Genomic DNA, 18,435 nt, shown 5'->3' on the forward strand with positions numbered 1-18,435 from the left:
TGTGTGTACGGGTAACCGTTGATTGTCAGGTCATTCAGCTGTAGCGGGTGACAACAAGGTTGGAGTCGTGAGTCGGGAGGAGCTCTTTATTACCCAGCAACAAAATGATCGTGTCCGTGCGCAAATGCTCTTTAAGTTTGTTTCTGACGTGCTCGCTCATTTTGTGGTAGATGGCTCTCTTCTTGAGCCAGTCCATCGGATCACGTAGTTGCACCATGTTGTTGTGAAACGTGTCCATTAACATGATGAAAGCATGGTCGACACCCGTCCGACTGATGAATAAGGCATTCCCCACGTTGGATTCAAAATCATGGAGAATCTGGTAACCGTGTCCGCGAAGAAGATCTTTGAAAAGTGATCGCGCGGATGGGCGATCCGATTGATATCTTGAGCCGAAAAACAGTTTTGGATCGAAGTCGATTCTCTGCAGACCTTCAGCGGTCGGTAACGGCATATGCCTATTGCCGTTTGCGTCGGTCGGCAGTGGTGAAAGGAGCATCAACGGGTCGCTCAAGTCTTGATGAATGATGCTGTTTTTATCGCTAGCGACGCGACTCTCCCAGTGTTTGAACGTATCGAACAATGCATGTAACCCTTTCCCTGTCATTTCATCGGAGTGATTGGCCCGATTGAACATCTCCCGTGCAACTTTGTTTGCGGAGTGTTCAGAAAGGTAGGCGAACTGATCACTGACAATTTGCGTCAGGCTTTTTGCAAATGGCAAACCCGGTACAACTCTCCATTTATCACCGCCGCGCCCCGTCCACATGTCCGCCAGCTTCACCACGCCCCTGGGTTGTAACTCAGGCGTGGTCAGCAGCATTTGTTCGAACGCATCGAAACGCGTGGCAGAAAACTGTGGAGGCTTGATGAAGACAAGCGCCTCAGTAGCGTGGCCTGGCTGATCCAGTATCGCAAAGTGCCTGCCATCGATTTCGATGGAGTCGCCGGCTAACGGTTGGGTCGTGCTGCCCCAGCTGTTCCAGAGTTCACTGGTGGGCATGGGATCAAGAGGATCGCTGTCTGCTGGCAGTCGAGGGCGTTTACTTGGGCCCGGGCCGGACTCTTCTGGCTGAGTGAGGGCGCGAGAACTGCCGGGCTGCGGATCTTGTTGCGTATCGGCAATGGCCGGCAACTTGCGACGCCAGAGGAAATGTCCCGGAATCTGCTCGAACGTGATATCCGGCACATTGATCGTTGATGAAGAAGCCAGTTTGTATGCGCCTTCCTTCTTGCTAACCTGGACGGTTCCTTCGGCGATATCGATATACATACTCCTGCGCGGCCCGGGGCGGATACCGTCCGGGAAATCCTTTGCGGCAGGGAGAAGGGTTGCCAGATTCGCGTCGAGGAGAAACATCGCTAGTGACGTTTCGGCAGACTGTTGGTGCACTGGCAGATTGCTCTGCCTGGACTGAGCGATGTACCACGGTGCCTCGATTCGCCAACGTGGCTGGCCGTCGATTTTTTTCAGAATCGGCGGCGTCACACCCTGTGCCTCGGGCCAGCGAATCTGGTAATCACCGGCGGCGTTGAGTTCAACCCGGTAATGACCGCCTTCTTCCAGGTGGGCATACGTCTGACCGTCCAGGTGCACGAAAAACCCATCGACAGATTCGTGCGGCTGCAGCAGATGGATCTCTGATTCCGGCAGGGCAATTTTGGCCAGTCTGGCATTGGTTTCGGTGATCACCGAGAGCGTTATGTCACTCACCACAACACGTGGGTAGCCAGTGACTTCGCTGCCAGACGAATGGGGAGTGAAGGTGCCCGGCAGTTGATGAGTACCCGGCGCAAAAGTGCCGGAGCTGCCGGGAATGGGTACGCGATTGCCAGTGTTGGAACTGTTGATGTTTGGGCTATCGGGCGACGCGGGGAGACCCGTGGGCTTTGGGGGTTTGATCATTGAAGTGTCTCGAAGCGATTCATGTTTTTGTGTTCACTGCCCTGTTCGATCATTGGTCTTTGAAAATGAACAGCGTGGTTTGCCCCAGAACATCTGTTTGGGTTCCACCTAGCAGGTAGCTGATCTTTTGGTCTTTGCTGTAAGCCGACAGTGGCTTTGGTTCGCTGCTGGATGTTTGCAACACGGCCTCACTGCGTTCAAAGCGCTCAGGCTGAAATCGCTGCAACCTCCCGTTGATAAGAGGAGGCAGTTTCAGCACAAATACGTGATCGATTTTCTCGCGGTAAAAGAGCAATTCGTTCTCGGCAAGTGTGCTCATCGAGTGGTTGATCACGTAACCGTCATCCTCCAGAAGCTGGCTGAACAGCTTTCGCAAGTTGGGAGCAGTTGGCGCTGCGGCGTACGCGTTCCAGTGCCGAGAGAAACGTCCGGGATCAAAATCCAGTCGCATCAAGCCTTCGCCCGGCAAGGACGGAATCGCCACGGTTTGTTCCGGTCCGGAAAGAGGGCGCAACATGAGTAACGGGTCAGCCAGTTCTCGACGCGGCGCTCTGCGCTGAGCTCTGTTGGCCCAGTAACCAAACACCAGATTCATCAGCGCCAGGCCGGGGGCCCTGATGATTTCGGATTGGTTCGCCTGATTGAACATGGCTCGGGCTAATGAGTTGACCGATTGATCCGACAGATACCTGAAGGTTTTGGAGATGTACTGAGTAATCGGCATCTCAAACGGCACGACGCCGTCCAGTACCGTCCATTGGTTGTTTCGTTTAACCGCCCACTTGGGTTGCCTCGACGGGTAGTCCCGCAGCATGAATTCGAAGGCGTCATACAGGTCGGGTGAGAACGACGGATGCTGCAGATAAACCATTTGCGGGTTGGCACTCAAGTCCTGTTCCATCACCCGGTAATACTGCCCGTCTATCTCGATATGCTGACCCTGTTGTGGGCGGACACGCTGTCCCCAGTTTCGCCATAACCCGAAACTCAAATTGATCGCGTCGGGATTGGCGGACAGCAAGTTCTCGGTCAGCGCCTGGGTGGCGTCTGTCCCTTCTTCCTGATGCAGTCGCTTGCTTGGGCCGGCCACGGGCTCCGGCGTATCGGTCGAGGCTTTGCGTTTTTCCTGTAGCGAACGCTCTGGTTCAGAACCGGTTTTGCGGCGCCACAATCGCGTCCCGGGAATCTCTTCGAACAATAATGTAGATGCATCGCGCACGTTCGCGGAGCTGTGCTGATACTCATCGTTGGCGTTTTTACGCACCATGGCGGTTCCTTCAGCGGTATCGATATAGGTTTTGCGATGCCTGTCGTAGCGGATTCCGTTCGGCGTTTGCTCGCGTGGGGTAAGCAGGGCGGCGTCTTCGGGGGGCAGGTAGACCGGTTGTTCTGCTGGGATGTTCTCAGCGGCGGCATGTCGCCTGTCGCTTTCTGAATTGCGCGCCAGCCAGTTCGGTCGTTCGACCGTCCAGAGATACTGGCGCTCTGTCTTGGTGAGGAAAGGGCCAGGCAAGTGCGGGGCGAAGTTGAAGGGTATCTGATAACGGCCATCGTGCTGGATCTCGACCAGCAAATGTCCTTCATTTTCGACATGGGCGTACAACTTGCCATCCGGACTGGTGAACAGGCCGCTGTCGGGATCCAGACGTTGTAGCAGATGGACTTGATCGGCAGGCCAGGTGATTGATCGGAGCACGGCCTCGGCCTGTGAGTGAAGTGCAGGAATCTCGCTGACCTGCACCGACGGTTGGCGCACAGAGATGCCCGGCAGGCCTGCGGTGGGTTCTGTGCTTGCCTGGCTTACGCCCGGGAGTCTGGGAGTCCCGGTATTTGCCTGTAAATCGGGCGTAGTAATCCCGGCCACACGCTTCGGTGGTTTGACCATTAAGTGAATCTCGCTATTTGAAAGGTGAAGTGTTCAGGCCGCGGCTTGTGCAAAGAAACCTGCGGACGAGCCGTTCAGCTATTCGGCAATGGCTCAACCCTCTCTCACAATGAAGAGCGTCGGGTTGTCGGGGGAAAGATGTTGTATGCCCCCCACCAGATAGATGACTTCGGTATGACTCAGATCGCTGTCCAGCTTCTGTTTTTGCTCCGCGCTGAGCTTGGCCAGGTAGGTGGGATCGGTAAGTTCGCTTCCGGCGGGGGTGGTGCGAGGGACCTGATTTCCAGCGATGGGCGGCAGCTTCAACACGAATACGGCGGCAACGTCTGGACGGTGAAAAACCAATGCGCCTTCGCTGAGCCTGCGCGTGGACGGATTGACGCTGTAACCGTTGTTTTGCAGAACGTTCGCCAATAATGCGCGCAGGCTGCCGGGCGTCGGCGCCGCTGCGTACGAGGCCCATTCCTGAGGGAACTGTTGCGGATCCAGATCCAGGCGCTGCAGCACAACTGAATTGTGTGCAGGCAAAGTGAGCAATTCAACGCCTGCCCGGTGGCCGGGTGGTGTGGGCAGTTTTGGCAGCATCACCAATGGGTCCGACAGACCGTGCATGGGCGACTCGTTATTCACTCGATCCAGCCAGTACCGAAATGTGAGTGCCATCGCCGAAAGTCCATGAGCGGTGATTCCCTCAGGCGAAGAGACCCGATCGAATACCGCTCTGGCCAGGTTGCTGGCCGACTGTTCCGACAGATAGTTGTAAGCGGCGGAAACATATTGGTTGGCGGACATTTCGAACGGTAGATGGTTATCCAGAACCTTCCATTCGCTCTGGCGTTTCAGCGCCCATTTCGGCTGACGCGAAGGTTCATGACGCAACATGTTTTCGAAAGCGTCATAGTTGTCCAGTGAAGTTCTGGGGGGTTGCAAATAGACCAGCCGGGTATCGGCGCGTAAACCTTGAGCGACTATCTGGAAGTGCTGCCCATCGATTTCTATTGACTCGCCTGAGTCGGGTTTTGTGGCTTTGCCCCAGTTTCTCCACTGACCTGCGGAAAGGTCCAATGCGACGCTCTGTCGGGAGTAAAGATGTTCGACCAGCGCGCTTGTGCCAGTCGCAATATTAGGGTCTTGGTCAAGGCGCGCAGGGCTGCCCGGACCAGGCAGGGCGTCGGTCGTTTCGGTGACCACTGGATCGCTCACGGCTTGATGATGGGGTCGCTGCACATCGGTTTCACGCCAAAGTAATGTGCCCGGGATCCGTTCAACCCTTTCACCCGTCGGTGTCGATTCTCCGGCATACGTTTGTCGCCAGCCATCCGGGGTTTCGCTCACCATGACCATGCCGCCGTGCATTTCGACATACGGTTTCTTGTACTTGTCGTATCGAAAGCCTTCTTCGGTGGCCGGTTGTAACTTCAATTGGTTTGCCAACTCGGCGTTGATGAAGACCGGGTGTTGCACGCGCGCTCTCGTGGAGGTACTTGTGCCGGCTGTCTGCCGGTTCTCGCTGAAGTGCGGAGCTCCCCGCTCTGCGGTGCTTGAAAGAGCTGAACCCTCAGGAAAATGGTGGACGATGACCGAGGGGCGCGGGGAAGTTTCAGCCGGTAAGTGATGGATAGTGACACTGGGGCGGGGTTCGGGTGCAGGCGGCACGGCAATGGGAGGTACAGGCACGTTGGTGGTGTCTGGTTCGCCGGGTGGAAGCGTGCGCGGAATTTTCTTGGGTCGCTTGGGCATTGAATGACTCCTTTGAATTGTTGAAGCAGTCGTTTGCATAGGGGCAGATGATCAGGTCGCCACTTTGCGTTCGCCTGCCAGTGACTCTGGGGGGCCATGGTCGGGAAACGAAGTCGTTGGCGTGCGGTATATATGTATTGCGATGAGGGCAAGTGCTGCAGGGTGTTACGAGATGCTGTGGAGGAATGCCAGCTCGCTCCGGCAGGTCCGGTGCGAGTGGCAGAAAAAACTCAGCGCTCTCTGATCATGAACACTGACTCTGGAATGGAATCGACCGTCAATACCCCACCAATGAGCCAGGTCACTTTGTTTTCTATCGTTGCGGTTGTCAGGGCAGCAAACGCCTCCTTGCCAATCCTGGCCGGCAAGGTTGGTTCTGCCAGCTCATTGCCCGGCGTGTGGGAGAGGCCGATATGTTCCACTGCTCCCAGCTTCATGAAATAAATCCGGTCATGGTGTTCGCGCCGGAAGACCAGGGTCGGCATGCGATGCTCATAAGTCAGGGGAAAGACGTCGTAGCCGCTGCGCACCAGCAAGGCGCCAAGCAGACGCCTGAGGTTCATATCTGTCGGGTCTGATGTGTAGTGATTCCATTCGATGGGAAAACGGCGTGGATCGAAGGTGAGTCGTTGCAGGTCGCCATCGACCTGGGAGGGCATCCGGATAAGTTTTCTTCCGTTGAAGTCGATGGCCGGCGCCACGGACAGCATGTTGAACGGGTCGGCATGCGCAGGCGATATGGGAAACGGTCGAGACTTCCACTGATGCAGGACTGCCTGAATATTGATCAGTCCGGTGCCGGTAATCAGGGGGGAGTTGTCCGCGAGTTCAAACAGTTTTCTGGCGACGGTGTGTGCAGTGGCATCGGTAAAGTCGGGGAACGCATTGGCAACCGACTGGGTTATCGGTTCATCAAAAATATGCTTTCCGGGGGCCGGCTCGCTGCCGATGCGAAACGTTGCAACAGGCTGCAGCGAGGGCGCTGTACGCAGCATGTGTTCGAAGGCATCGAAGCCAGCTGGCGTAAATTCGGGATGCTGCACAAAGTAGAGCTTGGGGGTGGGGTAGGAGCCAATGGGCACAATCGGATAATGAAACCAGCCGAGCTGGACTGATTCCCCCAGCTCTGGTTTGGTCCTATGGCCCCAGTGCAGCCACAAAGGCTGAGTCTGCTCGGCGCGGACTATGGGTTCGAGGGGAGGCGCTGGCACCGGATCCCGGGGATCGTCGATGCGCGCACGTTTGCTTGGGCCGGGTTGCGATTCGTCCGCGTCGGCAATCGGCCGAGACCTGCCCGCAGGAGGGTTTTCATGGGGGGGCGAGTCCGGACTCGTTCGGCGCCAGAGTACCGTTCCGGGAATCTGTTGAAAAAATACCTCGGGCACGTTTCTGTCCCTCGCCGAGGCCAGTTGATACTCACCTCGTTTGTTTTTCCGGACCATGACTGTGCCTTCTGCCGTATCGACGTGGGAGTGTTTAAGTTTGTTGTAACGGATTCCATCCGTTGCGAGTTCTGCTTTGGTCAGCGTTTGTGCGTCTTCGGGCGCAAGGTAGGAGATGGTTTGGGGCGTGGCAGGCGTACCGGGTCGTGACGGTGTCGATTGCCAGCCGGGGCGCTGGATTTGCCAACTGGCCTGGCCCTCAATCCTGGTCAGTACCGGGCCTGGAACACCGGGTGCAAAAGTCAGTGGAACGTAGTAGTTGCCCTGCACATCCCGTTCGACGACGAACCGGCCTTCGCTGCCGATTTGTGCGTAGGTCCGCTGGTCCGGCCCGGTGAACAATCCGGTGTTCTCTCCGTTCGGCGTCAGTTCGTGCAATCGCTCCTGAGGCCAGGCAATTGCGCTCCGGGCAGCCCTGTAGGTATCGGGGATGTCGCTGACGATGACGGCGGGCGGGCGAGTGGTCGAGGTGACGGTTGCCTGTGACCCGCTGGCCAGATCGACGCCCGACAGTGGTATGTCAGGTATGTTTGTGGTGACACGGTTACCCGAGCCTGACTCCGCAGGTCTTGGTGTAACCGTCGTTTTGGTAGCCGCTGGTACAGGAACTGACTTGGGTGGTTTCGCCATGAAAATTTACTCGTTGGAGGGGTGACGCGGAGGCACGGAAATGCCTTGCCGCACTTTTCAGGCGCACTCGTCTGCCTCACGAAACTCCGGGCTGGGAAAGTGATGGAGACGTTGGGCTACTTCAACTTCGGAGTGCGCAAGTGTTTATCGGTTTTGACTAAGGAGTGGTGCGTTAAGCGGGAGGCTCATTTATCAAGGGCGGTGGGGCAAAGAGGTTGAGATCCTGATGGCTGCAGCGATTGATCACCTGCAGCGCGGAGTATTCGACGCGGGATTTGTCGCTGTGCAGGATCCAGCCGCGCGCGGGGAAGTTGTAACTCAGCGCCCCGGGACGGTTGTCGGCAAGGGCGATGTTTCTCACTGTGGCCTCTGTATTGGCCATTGCCGTAAAGGCTTCAGGCAAGGCTGTCGACGGGTCGGGTTCTTCAAAGAACCGTGCATCCAGACCATCCAGGTAAACTCTGTCGAAGGTCAGTTCGACGGTATGGACGACTCCTTTTTCGGTGATGACGCGTACCTGGTCGATCAGGTCTTCGCTTGCGTATTCGGGCAGATGAACAATGCAGGTGCCGACATGCAACTGGTTGTTTTCCAGCCTGATCTCGACCTTGCCAAGTGCCGTTGCGTCAAGATCCCAGGTAGACGAGCAAGGCAGTGCGGCAGGGGCGTTCGCAAGTGCGCCGGGAGTCGAGAGTCGGATCGCGATATCGGCGACCAGATGAATCAGGTACGTAGCGCCAGTGCCTTCAAGATTCTGGATCGAGGTTTGTTCGGAGTGGGAAAAAAGCGAGCCGCAGCCTGCCCTGTCGAATTTGTAGGGCGTGGTATCCGGCAATTGAAAAGGGGTCTGGTCTGTGCGACGTGGCAGCGGCAGTGAAAGTTGCGTTGTCCAACGATCAAAGCCATACGGATTGTGGCTTTCCAGGGGGTAAGCATCGGTTTCGGGTGTTAGTCCTGCGTTGACAGTTACGCCACCCCTGAAAATGAGCACAACCCGGTAGTTGGGACGTGCGGCCATGGTTCTCAGGATTCTGGTCATGTTTCTGGGGTCCGATCCACCTTCCGCGTAGGCGAACGCTCTGAGCTTTACCGTGTTCAGGCCAAAGTGATACAGCAGGTCACAGCCAGCAAAGAGTTCTCGATCAGCTTTCCATTCGCTGGAGCCAAAGTGCGCTTCAACCTTCGTCAGTTCGCTGATGTCGTAATCCAGATGCAGGCGGACTACCGCCTCGGCACGTTTTACCGACCAGAATGTAGTGTTTTTCCTGGATCTTGGCAGATAGTAGCTCACCTCATGTTGATGCTCGATCAAGCATTCGGAAGCGTGGAGGATAAGCGGTTCTTCGGATGTTCCTTTTTTTACAACGACGACCTCGATTTCGAGGTTATGGTCATTTTCGATACTGTCGGGCAGGTCAGGTGTATCAGGCAGTCTTAAAGAGTAGCCGTCGCGGGTCAGAAACGTCAGTTTGTTATTCTGTAGTACGAAGTTGTTTTCGTTTTTCTTGTATATGTCTTTGATGATCACCACACTTTTCGGGTCGTCCGCGAAGGCAAACCGCGAACTGATGAGTAACGAGCCATCCTCAATCGTCCAGCTATCGATCAGTTCATATTTCCAGTTGAGCAATACAGTACTTTCTTCTGCGCCATCTTCTATGATGCAGACCCGACCCGGTCTATGGTTAATGATGTATTCGTCAATGCCTGCTTCGCCAGAGGCTGTTGCTCCCGTATAGAACACATGGATTCGATCGTTTCCAGGCCCCGCATTGATAGTGTCTTTGCCGCGCGAATCAATGATGTTGCGTTGTGCTGAGCCTGTTACGACACTGCTGGCTCCGCTTACGGTTTCGACATTTTCAATACTTTCCAGAAGGCTGTGGAGCGTATATTTTTCGCCACCTTCTGCTGATGGATCGGTAGCGATTATCTGCAGGGTTTGTGCGAGTAGATCGACGTCATAGCCTTTTTTATCGGTACGGCGGGTGTAATTGTTCCCAGCCAGGACAAGAGTGTCTGTGCCTGCGCCTCCCTTCAGTGTCGAATATCCGGAAACCTGGACATTCTGTACCAGAAGATCCCCTGCACCCTCAAACACGAAGCGATCGTTTTTGTCTCCCCCCGTCAGCTGTTTTTTCCCTGCCCGGTAATGAAAGCTGTTTGGCTTGTCTTCAACGCCCTTGATCGAGTCCTGACCGTCGCTGATGAGCCAGAGAATGCCCTTGTGTTCGGCAGATGTTCCCAATTCTGCGCCAGGCGTGTCCTTGGTAACACCGGCACGGGCGTCAATGACATCATCGCCGCCCTTGATTTCGGGGACTTGTATCGTTTCCCAGCTGTCTTGTTTGGTCCACCAGTTGCGTTTAAGCACCTGCGATGGTTTGAGGTGGACTTCGAATTTGCCATTAACAATGGCTTCGGTGGTGTCCTTTAATTGGCCACTCAGCAGCTTTTCGGCGGTTTCTTTCAACTGTTTCGCGTATTGGAACCTGGTTTTTGCCAGCAGATAACGGTTCTGTACGGCTTGGTCAGGATCCATCATGCAGAACGAAAACCAGCCGGTGCGCCAGCGTTCGTCCAGTGTCAGTTCAATGTAGTCATCAATGTCGTCAACGATGCGAACTGCACCATAAACTTGCGATCCGATGGCCAGGATCGCTCCGGCCAAGAGCCCCACCGGGCCTGCAAATGAAAACCCTGCCAACGCGGCAGTGCCAAGGATGACGGTCATGGCTGCGCTGGTAATACTCAGTCCAGCGCTCACGTAGTGATCCATGGCTTCTTTGCCGGCTGCATTTTCCGCAGCATTGATCGATCTGACGGCGGTGAAGATATCGAATGGCAACGTCAGTGCGCCGCCGATCAGACCGCCGGAACGGCCGAGCCTCAACGCAAAACGGGTTCTGGCAAAATCCAGCAGGGCGCCTTGCCCGGCCGAGAGCATATTGGATGCAATTTTGCTGACGGCAATGTCAGCCACGATGGAGCCGACTTCCGTGCCAATACCCACGCTGTTGATAGCAACCTCAGTGGTGTTTTCAGTCTTGACAGCATCCACCACACCACGCAAACCCATGAATATGCCGAAACCCTGAATACCGACACTGGAGCCGAGGGTTGCATAACTTTTTGTCACGGCCACCCAGCGCGGGTTATGTTTGGGCAGTTGTGCGTGATACAGGTCAAGTTTTTGTGCGGAGCCCAGAAGCTTTACCAGTTTGCTGCGGTAGTTACCTTTTTCAGTATCGGCTTGCGATATTTCTCTGATCAGGTGAGGAGCTATCAGTGGACGCTCGCTGGCCATTTCGAAAAGCAGTGTCGTCAATAAATAGCTGTCTTTTCCTGTTGACGACTTCATGTAGTGTTCGATATCAACAGCGCTGAATTGCAACGAGTTGATGAAAGAACGCCTGGGAACCCGGAAGAAGGTGTTTTTGCCATTTAACGGCTGACCGTCCAACGTTGCGCCCAAGGCATCGAGAGATGCTCGGGTTATTGAGATATTGCCTATTTGCAGCGGGCCGAACACCGAGTCGGCGAGTTTCAACTGATCTACTTTGCTTTTGGCTATCGTGCCCGTTGTTTCATCAGTGCTGCGTTTGAGATCAATGGTCGAAGCATTATGCTCATTGCGTTCAAAACGCATGTCAGTGATAACGACGGCGTCTGTAATTTCCGCAGGTTCCAGTGACGCTTTACGTATCATGGTGGCCATCTGAACTTCCTTGTTCTGGCAGGTGTTAGCGCGAGGCGTGATAGTACGATCGATGTTTTAACGATGTACATCAACGGGTTGTTGCTATGTATTGCGCGCGATGGCGCTGCTGGAAAACGCGGCGTGAAAACAATAAACCGGCCTGACGGACGGTTTATTAATACACTGACGCCGTTTGGCCAGAGGTCAATTATCGGGCAGCGACACTGGTTTGGCGTTATGCTCGCATTGCCTGAAAACTACCAACTGCGAATAAGTTATTTCCCGGGATTTGTTACTGTCCAGAATCCATTTGCGGTTTGCCAGGTTGTACTTCAGCCTGCCTCGAGTACCGTCGCGCATTGCAATATTGCGCACGTAGAGCTCGGGTTTAACAAGCGAGGAAAGTTCCTCGGGCAACTCTTCCATGGTTGGCGGTTCAAAATATCTGGCGTCGAGGCTGTCTATATAAACCCGGTCGAAAGTCAGGTCCACGGTGTGGACCACGCCTTTTGGTCCAATGACAAAAATCTGGTCAATCAGATCTTCGGAATCGTACTGCGGCAGATGCAGGGTGACCGTGCCGATGTACAGCTTATTCCCGGACAGGACGACTTTGAAGTCTTTGATTTGTGTCGCATCGATACTCCAAGTGGATGAGTGGTCCAACCGGTTTTTGGCGGTCGCGAGGCCGCCCGGTGTCGAAAGCCGTGCCACCCTGTTTTCGTGCAAATGCAGCAAATAGGGGATACCTTCACCTTCAAGGTTTATGATCGAAGTTTGTTCGAGTAGAGGCTGGAACCGGATACAGGAACCACCCAGGTTCTGCGCGTAGCCTACGGGTAATTCGAAAACCACATCGTCGCGGGTTCTAAGCGGGAAACGCAGGTTGTGCCTGGTCTCTGTAAGTTTGACAACGTTGTGTTCATATTCTGCCGGAGGTACGGCGTACTTCTCTTCGAGGATCAGTGTATGGGATATTCCATCGCGAAATACCAGCATATAACCATGGATAGAGACCTTGGCTACGTGGTTCTTCAGGGCAGCATCAAGTGTCGTTTCTTTATACTGGCCGACGCCGGAGATCTGTAACCTGCTCTCGCCGAAGCAAAACAGAAAATTGCACGAGACATCGATCTTGTCCTTGTCAGCCGCTTCGTTCTTCCAAATGGCGGGGGTGGTGACAAAGAAAACCTGCGCACTGGTCATTTCGGCGTAATCGTAATCAAGAAAGATGCGGGTGCCGAAATTGGAATCGGGGAAGCTGTTGGTTAAGAAATGATGGTACGGGTTGTAGCGCTGAAGGTAATAGTCGGTGTTTTGCCGGGTCGGCACTCTGCACGCTACTTCGTGGAGGATGGTCACTTGTCCAGGGCGTCCCTGCTCGATTCTTTTGGCGTTTATCTTGACGGGGTTGTTGTGTTCGATTGTTTCCGGCAAATCCGGTTTGAGGTGATACTTGTCGTGAGTAATGATGGTCAATTTGTCATTTTGCAAAACCCTACGGCCATCTATTTGTTTGTATATGTTGTCGAAGGTTATTCTGCTTCTGCGAACGTAATGAAAGTCGAATTTCACTATGATGGTAAGACGGCATCTGTCCACCTCCCACTTCTCGATCTGGTCCATTCGCCAGCCCAACGAGATAATACTTTCGTCTACGCCATCTTCCGAGATGAGAACTCCACCCTCGGTCAATCCCACGTAATAATGATCCACTCCCGATTCACCGAATGCACTGGCGCCTGCCTTGTACAAATTAATCCGGTCGTCACCGGCGCCAGCATTGATGGTGTCCGCGCCTTTTGAGACGATCATGTTGGAGGCTGCGGTGCCTGTGACAACGCTTCTTCCGTTTTGCAGCGTCTGAACGTTCTCAATGCTTTCGAGATGGGCCTTGAAGGAGTACGTCTCGCCATCCACTACGGACGGATCCGGGTTTGGCGTAAAAACTCGCAACGTGCCCGCCTCCAGATCGATGTGGTAGCCGCGGCCAAGGCTTGGGTACAACTCGTCGCTACCCAACATCAAGGTATCGCTGCCGGCACCACCTTCGAGTCGGGAAAACTCACGCCTTTCGACATGTCTTGCCAGGTCATCCGCCGAATTCTGGAAAATGAACGTGTCATCTTTATCACCCCCCGTGAGATTCTTTACGCCGTCAGTGTAATAAAAGAGATTGGGTTTATCCGCGACACCGGTGACGGTGTCCCTGCCGCTACTGAGCAGCCACATAACACCTGTGGTTTCCCCCGGCGTCCCCAATACGGCACCTGGGGTTTCAGCCGTTACGCCGTCGCGAGCATCAATGGTATCGTCAAGGCCGACCACCACAGGGACATGCTTGATCCGCATGCTTCTGAGCCCCAACTGTTCTACAAGCTCGGGTCTTTTTATCAGGCGATCTTCATAGTTGCCGTGAACGACGGCTTCGATGGGGGTCCCCCCCGTCTCCTCGAGTAACTGTCGGGCAGTCGCTTGCATTCGTTTGGCAGTTTCGATTTTGGCTCTGGCCAGTTCATAGCGGTTTTTGATGTCCTGGTCTATTTCCTTAAACGGCACAAAGGCTGCCCATCCGACGCTCCACCGTTCTTCAGCGGTGAGTTCGATGTAGTCGTCGATTTCATCCACCATGCGTACGGCGCCGTAGATTTGCGATCCTACCGCCATAAAGATACCCGCCACGAGGCCGACCGGGCCGGCGAAGGCAAAACCGGCGTAGGCGGCAGCACCGAGAATGACGGTCATGGCGGCACTGGCAATGCTCAAACCACCGCTGACGTAATGATCCATTGCCGCTTTGCCGGTTGCATTGCTGGCTGAGCTGAATTCCTTGACGGCGACGACGATATCGAACGGCAATGTGAATATGCCGCCGAGGAGTCCCCCGGACCGACCCAGTCGGAGCCCCATCCGGGTTTTGATGAAGTCCTTCAAGGCGCCACTGCCTGCCTCGATCATGTGCTGGCCGGCTTTGGTCACGGCAATGTCAGTGATAATCGAGGCCACCTCAGTGCCGACCCCGATGCTGTTGAAGATGATTTCACCCGGATCATCCCTCTTCACGGCATCGTAAATGCCGCGAATTCCCATGAACAGGCCAAAAGCCTGAACGCCGACGCTGGCCCCGACCGCGGAATAGTCCTTGATGATGAGCCAGCTCGGATTTTTGCGTTTGCTTGAATAGGCCTGGCGCAAATCGAGCGTCTGGGCGGAGTTCAACAGGCGAGCCATTTTGTTCGCGTATCCGCGATCCTTGACACTTGCCCCGAAGTCTTCCCTGATGACTGGCGGGGCAGTGTCCGGGCGCAGAACGGCGAGTTCGAACAGTAAGGAAGGCAGTAGATAGCCATCACCGAAAGTGGAAACTTTCATGCGCTTTTCGATGGCGGGATAACTGAGTTGCAGTGCGTTGATGAAAGACCGACTGGGCGTGCGAAAATGTGTGTTATGACCGGTTAACGGCTGGCCATCGATGGTTGCTCCCAGGGCATCCAGAGCTCGGCGTGTCACGGTGTAAGGCCCTATCCTGAGCGGTCCGAACAGGTCGTCGAGCACCTTGAGTTGACCGGGCTTTCGTCGGCTGGTCGAGGCAGACGTTTTTTCCGGCTCATCGGCGCTTGTCGCTTCGAAGTCGATTGTCTCGGCGGTGCGCTCAACGGCTGGCATCCCGTCGTCCAACGCTTTGATGGTGTCATTCTGGGCATAGGTGCTTTTAACAGATTTCGGTTCTGACATTGGAACTTCCATGTTCAATATATTCTGCAGTATGCAGAGCGGTGTTGCTGGTAGAGATATAACCTCATGTAATGCGAGTAAAGAGCTGATGTGTTGCAATTAAAGAATTGAATAGAAGGTCAGCCATTTAAGCGGTAATGAATCTGCTACTTCTGGATGGAAGTCACTGCGTGCTTCCATTCAGAGCAATGTCTTCATTGTTTCAGGCGGGTTCATGGTCAGCGAGGGGGCATGGTTGTATCGAGGGGTGTGATGATTTTTATGACAGTATGTAAAATATTACGAAGTTTTTTTGTTGTCTGTAAATTGCGCTCAGCGCTCTCTGATAATAAGAAAGTTGTTTGCTCTGATGTATCCGTCTGAAATTTCCCCTTGTCGGGTAAATGATCTGCTTTGCCGCTCGGGTGCGGTATATATGTCTTGAGGCGAAGGCAAACGATGCGAGACGTTACCGCAGCTTGAGGCAGTTGCTTCTCAAAGTTGCGTGTAGCGGGGCGGGATCATTCAGAAGGAATAAGCCCGCCCGCGTTTCAATGGCTGCTGAGCAAAGACGCCGCGCCGGCACCACCAAACAAACCGGCACTGATCCGGTTGAACCAGCTCTGGCCCTTACCACTGCGCAGATAACGCGCGGCACCGTGGGCTCCCAATCCGTAGGCCAGCTTGCAGAGCAGATCGAGCACCGTCCAGGTCGCGATCATCACCAGCAACTGCGGTAGGAACGGCTGTTCGGCGCTGAGAAACTGCGGCAGGAATGCGGCGAAGAACAGGATGTCCTTCGGGTTGCTCGCGCCCAACACAAAAGCGCGGCCGAACAGCGTACGGAAGCGTGGCACCGGCGCTGCTTGCGGCACTTCGGCGCCGACCGAGGGTTGCCGGGATTGCTGCCAACTCTGCCAGGCAAGATAGAACAGGTACAAGGCACCGACGATCTTCAGGGCGCTGAAGAGTTTTTCCGAAGCGAGCAGCAACGCACCTAGCCCCAGAGCCGAGGCGCTGAGCAGGCAGATCGAAGCGCTGACACCGCCGAGAAAGGCCGGGTAAGAACGGCGTAATCCATAATTCAGACTGTTGCTGATCATCAACAGCGACAGTGGCCCCGGAATCAGGATCACCACCAGCGCAGCGCCGCTGAACAGCAGCCAGGTTTCCAGACTCATCACTTTCCTCCTTTTTTTGTTGTACTCAAGAATGTGCAAAAGCCCCACCCGCAAGGGTGAGGCTGATTTGAAGCTTGAACCGCGTGACGCTTACAAGAAGATGAACTTGGCGATGAAGATCGCGCAGAGCACCCACAGGCTCACGGAAATCTCTTTGTATTTACCGGTGCCGGCCTTCAGCGCGACGTAGGTAATGAAGCCCAGCGCGATGCCGTCGGCGACCGAGAAGGTCAGTGGCATCATGATCGCGGTGACGATCGCCGGGATCGCGTCAGTAGCTTCGTCCCATTCGATGTGGGCCATGCCGCCCATCATCAGCATCGCTACGTAAATCAGTGCACCGGCGGTGGCGTAAGCGGGAATCATGCCGGCTAGCGGTGCGAAGAACATCGCCGCTATAAATAGCACACCTACGGTGACTGCGGTAAGACCAGTCCGACCACCAGCGGCCACGCCGGCAGCACTTTCCACATAGCTTGTTACTGGAGGGACACCAACCACGGCGCCGAAAACGCTGGAGGCACTGTCGGCTTTCATTGCGCGGGAGAGGTTTTCGATGCGGCCGTCGGCGTTCACCAGATTGGCGCGCTGGGCAACGCCCATCAGGGTGCCGGCGGTGTCGAACATGTGTACAAAGAGGAAGGCCAGGACCACGCTGATCATGCTGACGTTGAACACGCCGGCCACGTTCATGGCCATGAAGGTCGGGGCCAGGCTCGGCGGGGTCGACATGATTCCTTCGTAATGCACGATGCCCAGGCCCCAACCGGCCAGGGTCACGGTGATGATGCTGATGAGGATTGCGCCGAACACGCGGTGGTAGCTGAGGATCGCAATCATCAGGAAGCAGATGGCCGCGAGCAGTGGGCCGGGTTCGCGCAGGGAGCCGAGTTTGATCAGGGTTGCGGGACTATCGACGACGATGCCTGCGGTTTTCAGGCCGATCAGACCGAGGAACAGACCGACACCGGCACCCATCGCGAAGCGCAGGCTGACCGGAATACTGTTGAGCAGCCACTCGCGAATCCGCGAGAAGGTCAGGATCATGAACAGCACACCGGAAACAAACACCGCACCGAGGGCGGTTTCCCAGTTGTACCCCATGGTGCCGACCACGGTGTAAGTGAAGAACGCATTGAGACCCATGCCCGGCGCCAGACCCACTGGCCAGTTGGCGTACAGGCCCATCAGCAGGCAGCCCAACGCGGCGGCGATACAGGTGGCGACGAAGGCTGCACCGTGATCGATCCCGGCATCGGCCATGATGTTCGGGTTGACGAAGATAATGTAGGCCATGGTGATGAAGGTTGTCAGACCGGCAATCAGCTCGGTCTTCACCGTGGTGCCATGCAAGCTGAGTTTGAACAGACGTTCCAGCAGACCACTGCGTAATGGTGGCGAGAGGTCCAGCGTCGATGCTTCGGATTTGCGGCTTTCCACAGCGAGTACTCCTCAAGAGTTTTATTGTTATTTCCAGGGCCGGACCCATGAGGGGTGGCAGCGGCCCTTTGAGGCATACGCGAATTTGTTGACCATGCGGTCAGGAACTCGCACGCTGTGGATTATGCTTTTGTGTACAAATAAAGCAAATATTGTTTTTGGTTTTGTTTACGAAAGTTCCGTCGATAGGGATATATCGCTCTGAGAGCCTCATCGCTGGCAAGCCAGCTCCCACAGATCATTGTGGGAGCTGGCTTGCCAGCGATGAGGCCAAAACTGTCAATCGAAGGCTGCCTGACTTTTCCCTAAAGCCATATTCACCGCCAACCAGCCATTCACCGCCGCCTCCCCAGCCTCGGCAAACACTCGCTCCAGCAATTTCACCTGCTCACGCCGCAACGTCTGTTCAAACTTTGCACCTTCCGCCGTCAGCTCCAGCAGGCGTTTACGCTTGTCGGCCTCGGACGCCACGCTGTCCACCAGATGCATTTCCTGCAACTGCCGCAACGGCATGTTCAAGGCCTGCTTGCTCACGCCAAGCAATCCCAGCAATTCCTTCACGCTCAAATTCGGATAACGCGCGATGAAAAACACAATGCGCTGATGCACCCGCGACAGCCCGCGGCGCTCGAGCATTTCATCAGCCTTGGCGGTGAACGCCTGATAGCCGAAGAAAAACGCTTCCATCGCCTGTTGTTGGCTGGCGGGGTTTTTAAGGTCAAGCATGTTGACGTACTCACTCAGGCTGTCGTAATTTCAGTCAACCAGTTTGACTCATTTTTCGCATCCCTTGCTAC

Annotated in this window: 9 protein-coding genes; all 9 read right to left on the reverse strand. The window is 55.1% G+C overall.

Annotation, left to right across the window (positions count from 1 at the left end; translation table 11 throughout):
- Positions 1 to 34 precede the first annotated feature (34 nt).
- The 9 genes from RMV17_RS08840 to RMV17_RS08880 all read right to left on the reverse strand — a co-directional run bounded on the left by RMV17_RS08840 (position 35) and on the right by RMV17_RS08880 (position 18,364).
- Positions 35 to 1,906 (reverse strand): hypothetical protein, encoded by a 1,872-nt coding sequence (locus tag RMV17_RS08840; RefSeq protein WP_311886283.1) that lies wholly within the window; start codon positions 1,904 to 1,906, stop codon positions 35 to 37.
- A 49-nt stretch (positions 1,907 to 1,955) separates the two neighbouring features.
- Entirely contained in the window at positions 1,956 to 3,791 is a 1,836-nt protein-coding gene (locus RMV17_RS08845; protein WP_311886284.1) for a hypothetical protein, read from the reverse strand.
- A 93-nt stretch (positions 3,792 to 3,884) separates the two neighbouring features.
- Positions 3,885 to 5,531, reverse strand: a complete 1,647-nt coding sequence (locus RMV17_RS08850; RefSeq protein WP_311886285.1) for a hypothetical protein — start codon at positions 5,529 to 5,531, stop codon at positions 3,885 to 3,887.
- 230 nt (positions 5,532 to 5,761) lie between these two features.
- On the reverse strand, positions 5,762 to 7,603 hold the full coding sequence (locus RMV17_RS08855) for a hypothetical protein (protein ID WP_311886286.1): 1,842 nt from the start codon (positions 7,601 to 7,603) through the stop codon (positions 5,762 to 5,764).
- Between the two features lie 172 nt (positions 7,604 to 7,775).
- The gene (locus tag RMV17_RS08860; RefSeq protein WP_311886287.1) at positions 7,776 to 11,321 is read right to left on the reverse strand and encodes a calcium-binding protein; all 3,546 of its coding nucleotides are present in this window, start codon (positions 11,319 to 11,321) and stop codon (positions 7,776 to 7,778) included.
- Positions 11,322 to 11,507: 186 nt separating this feature from the next.
- Entirely contained in the window at positions 11,508 to 15,038 is a 3,531-nt protein-coding gene (locus tag RMV17_RS08865) for a calcium-binding protein (protein ID WP_311886288.1), read from the reverse strand.
- A gap of 530 nt (positions 15,039 to 15,568) precedes the next feature.
- On the reverse strand, positions 15,569 to 16,198 hold the full coding sequence (locus RMV17_RS08870; protein ID WP_064118631.1) for a LysE family translocator: 630 nt from the start codon (positions 16,196 to 16,198) through the stop codon (positions 15,569 to 15,571).
- A gap of 90 nt (positions 16,199 to 16,288) precedes the next feature.
- Positions 16,289 to 17,638: an NCS2 family permease gene (locus RMV17_RS08875; protein ID WP_007914003.1), complete on the reverse strand. Its 1,350-nt coding sequence runs from the start codon at positions 17,636 to 17,638 to the stop codon at positions 16,289 to 16,291.
- Between the two features lie 279 nt (positions 17,639 to 17,917).
- Positions 17,918 to 18,364, reverse strand: coding sequence for a MarR family winged helix-turn-helix transcriptional regulator (locus tag RMV17_RS08880; RefSeq protein ID WP_034151774.1), 447 nt, complete (start codon positions 18,362 to 18,364; stop codon positions 17,918 to 17,920).
- Between the last annotated feature and the right edge of the window lie 71 nt (positions 18,365 to 18,435).

It is taken from the genome of Pseudomonas sp. VD-NE ins (assembly GCF_031882575.1).
GTDB classification, from domain to species: domain Bacteria; phylum Pseudomonadota; class Gammaproteobacteria; order Pseudomonadales; family Pseudomonadaceae; genus Aquipseudomonas; species Aquipseudomonas fluorescens_BZ.

Bases quoted from the DNA above. Each gene is read 5' to 3' on its own strand.
- RMV17_RS08880 (WP_034151774.1), bottom strand. From the start codon at position 18,364: ATGCTTGACCTTAAAAACCCCGCCAGCCAACAACAGGCGATGGAAGCG.
- RMV17_RS08855 (WP_311886286.1), bottom strand. From the start codon at position 7,603: ATGGCGAAACCACCCAAGTCAGTTCCTGTACCAGCGGCTACCAAAACG.
- RMV17_RS08865 (WP_311886288.1), bottom strand. From the start codon at position 15,038: ATGTCAGAACCGAAATCTGTTAAAAGCACCTATGCCCAGAATGACACC.
- RMV17_RS08840 (WP_311886283.1), bottom strand. From the start codon at position 1,906: ATGATCAAACCCCCAAAGCCCACGGGTCTCCCCGCGTCGCCCGATAGC.
- RMV17_RS08860 (WP_311886287.1), bottom strand. From the start codon at position 11,321: ATGGCCACCATGATACGTAAAGCGTCACTGGAACCTGCGGAAATTACA.
- RMV17_RS08870 (WP_064118631.1), bottom strand. From the start codon at position 16,198: ATGAGTCTGGAAACCTGGCTGCTGTTCAGCGGCGCTGCGCTGGTGGTG.
- RMV17_RS08845 (WP_311886284.1), bottom strand. From the start codon at position 3,791: ATGGTCAAACCACCGAAGCGTGTGGCCGGGATTACTACGCCCGATTTA.
- RMV17_RS08850 (WP_311886285.1), bottom strand. From the start codon at position 5,531: ATGCCCAAGCGACCCAAGAAAATTCCGCGCACGCTTCCACCCGGCGAA.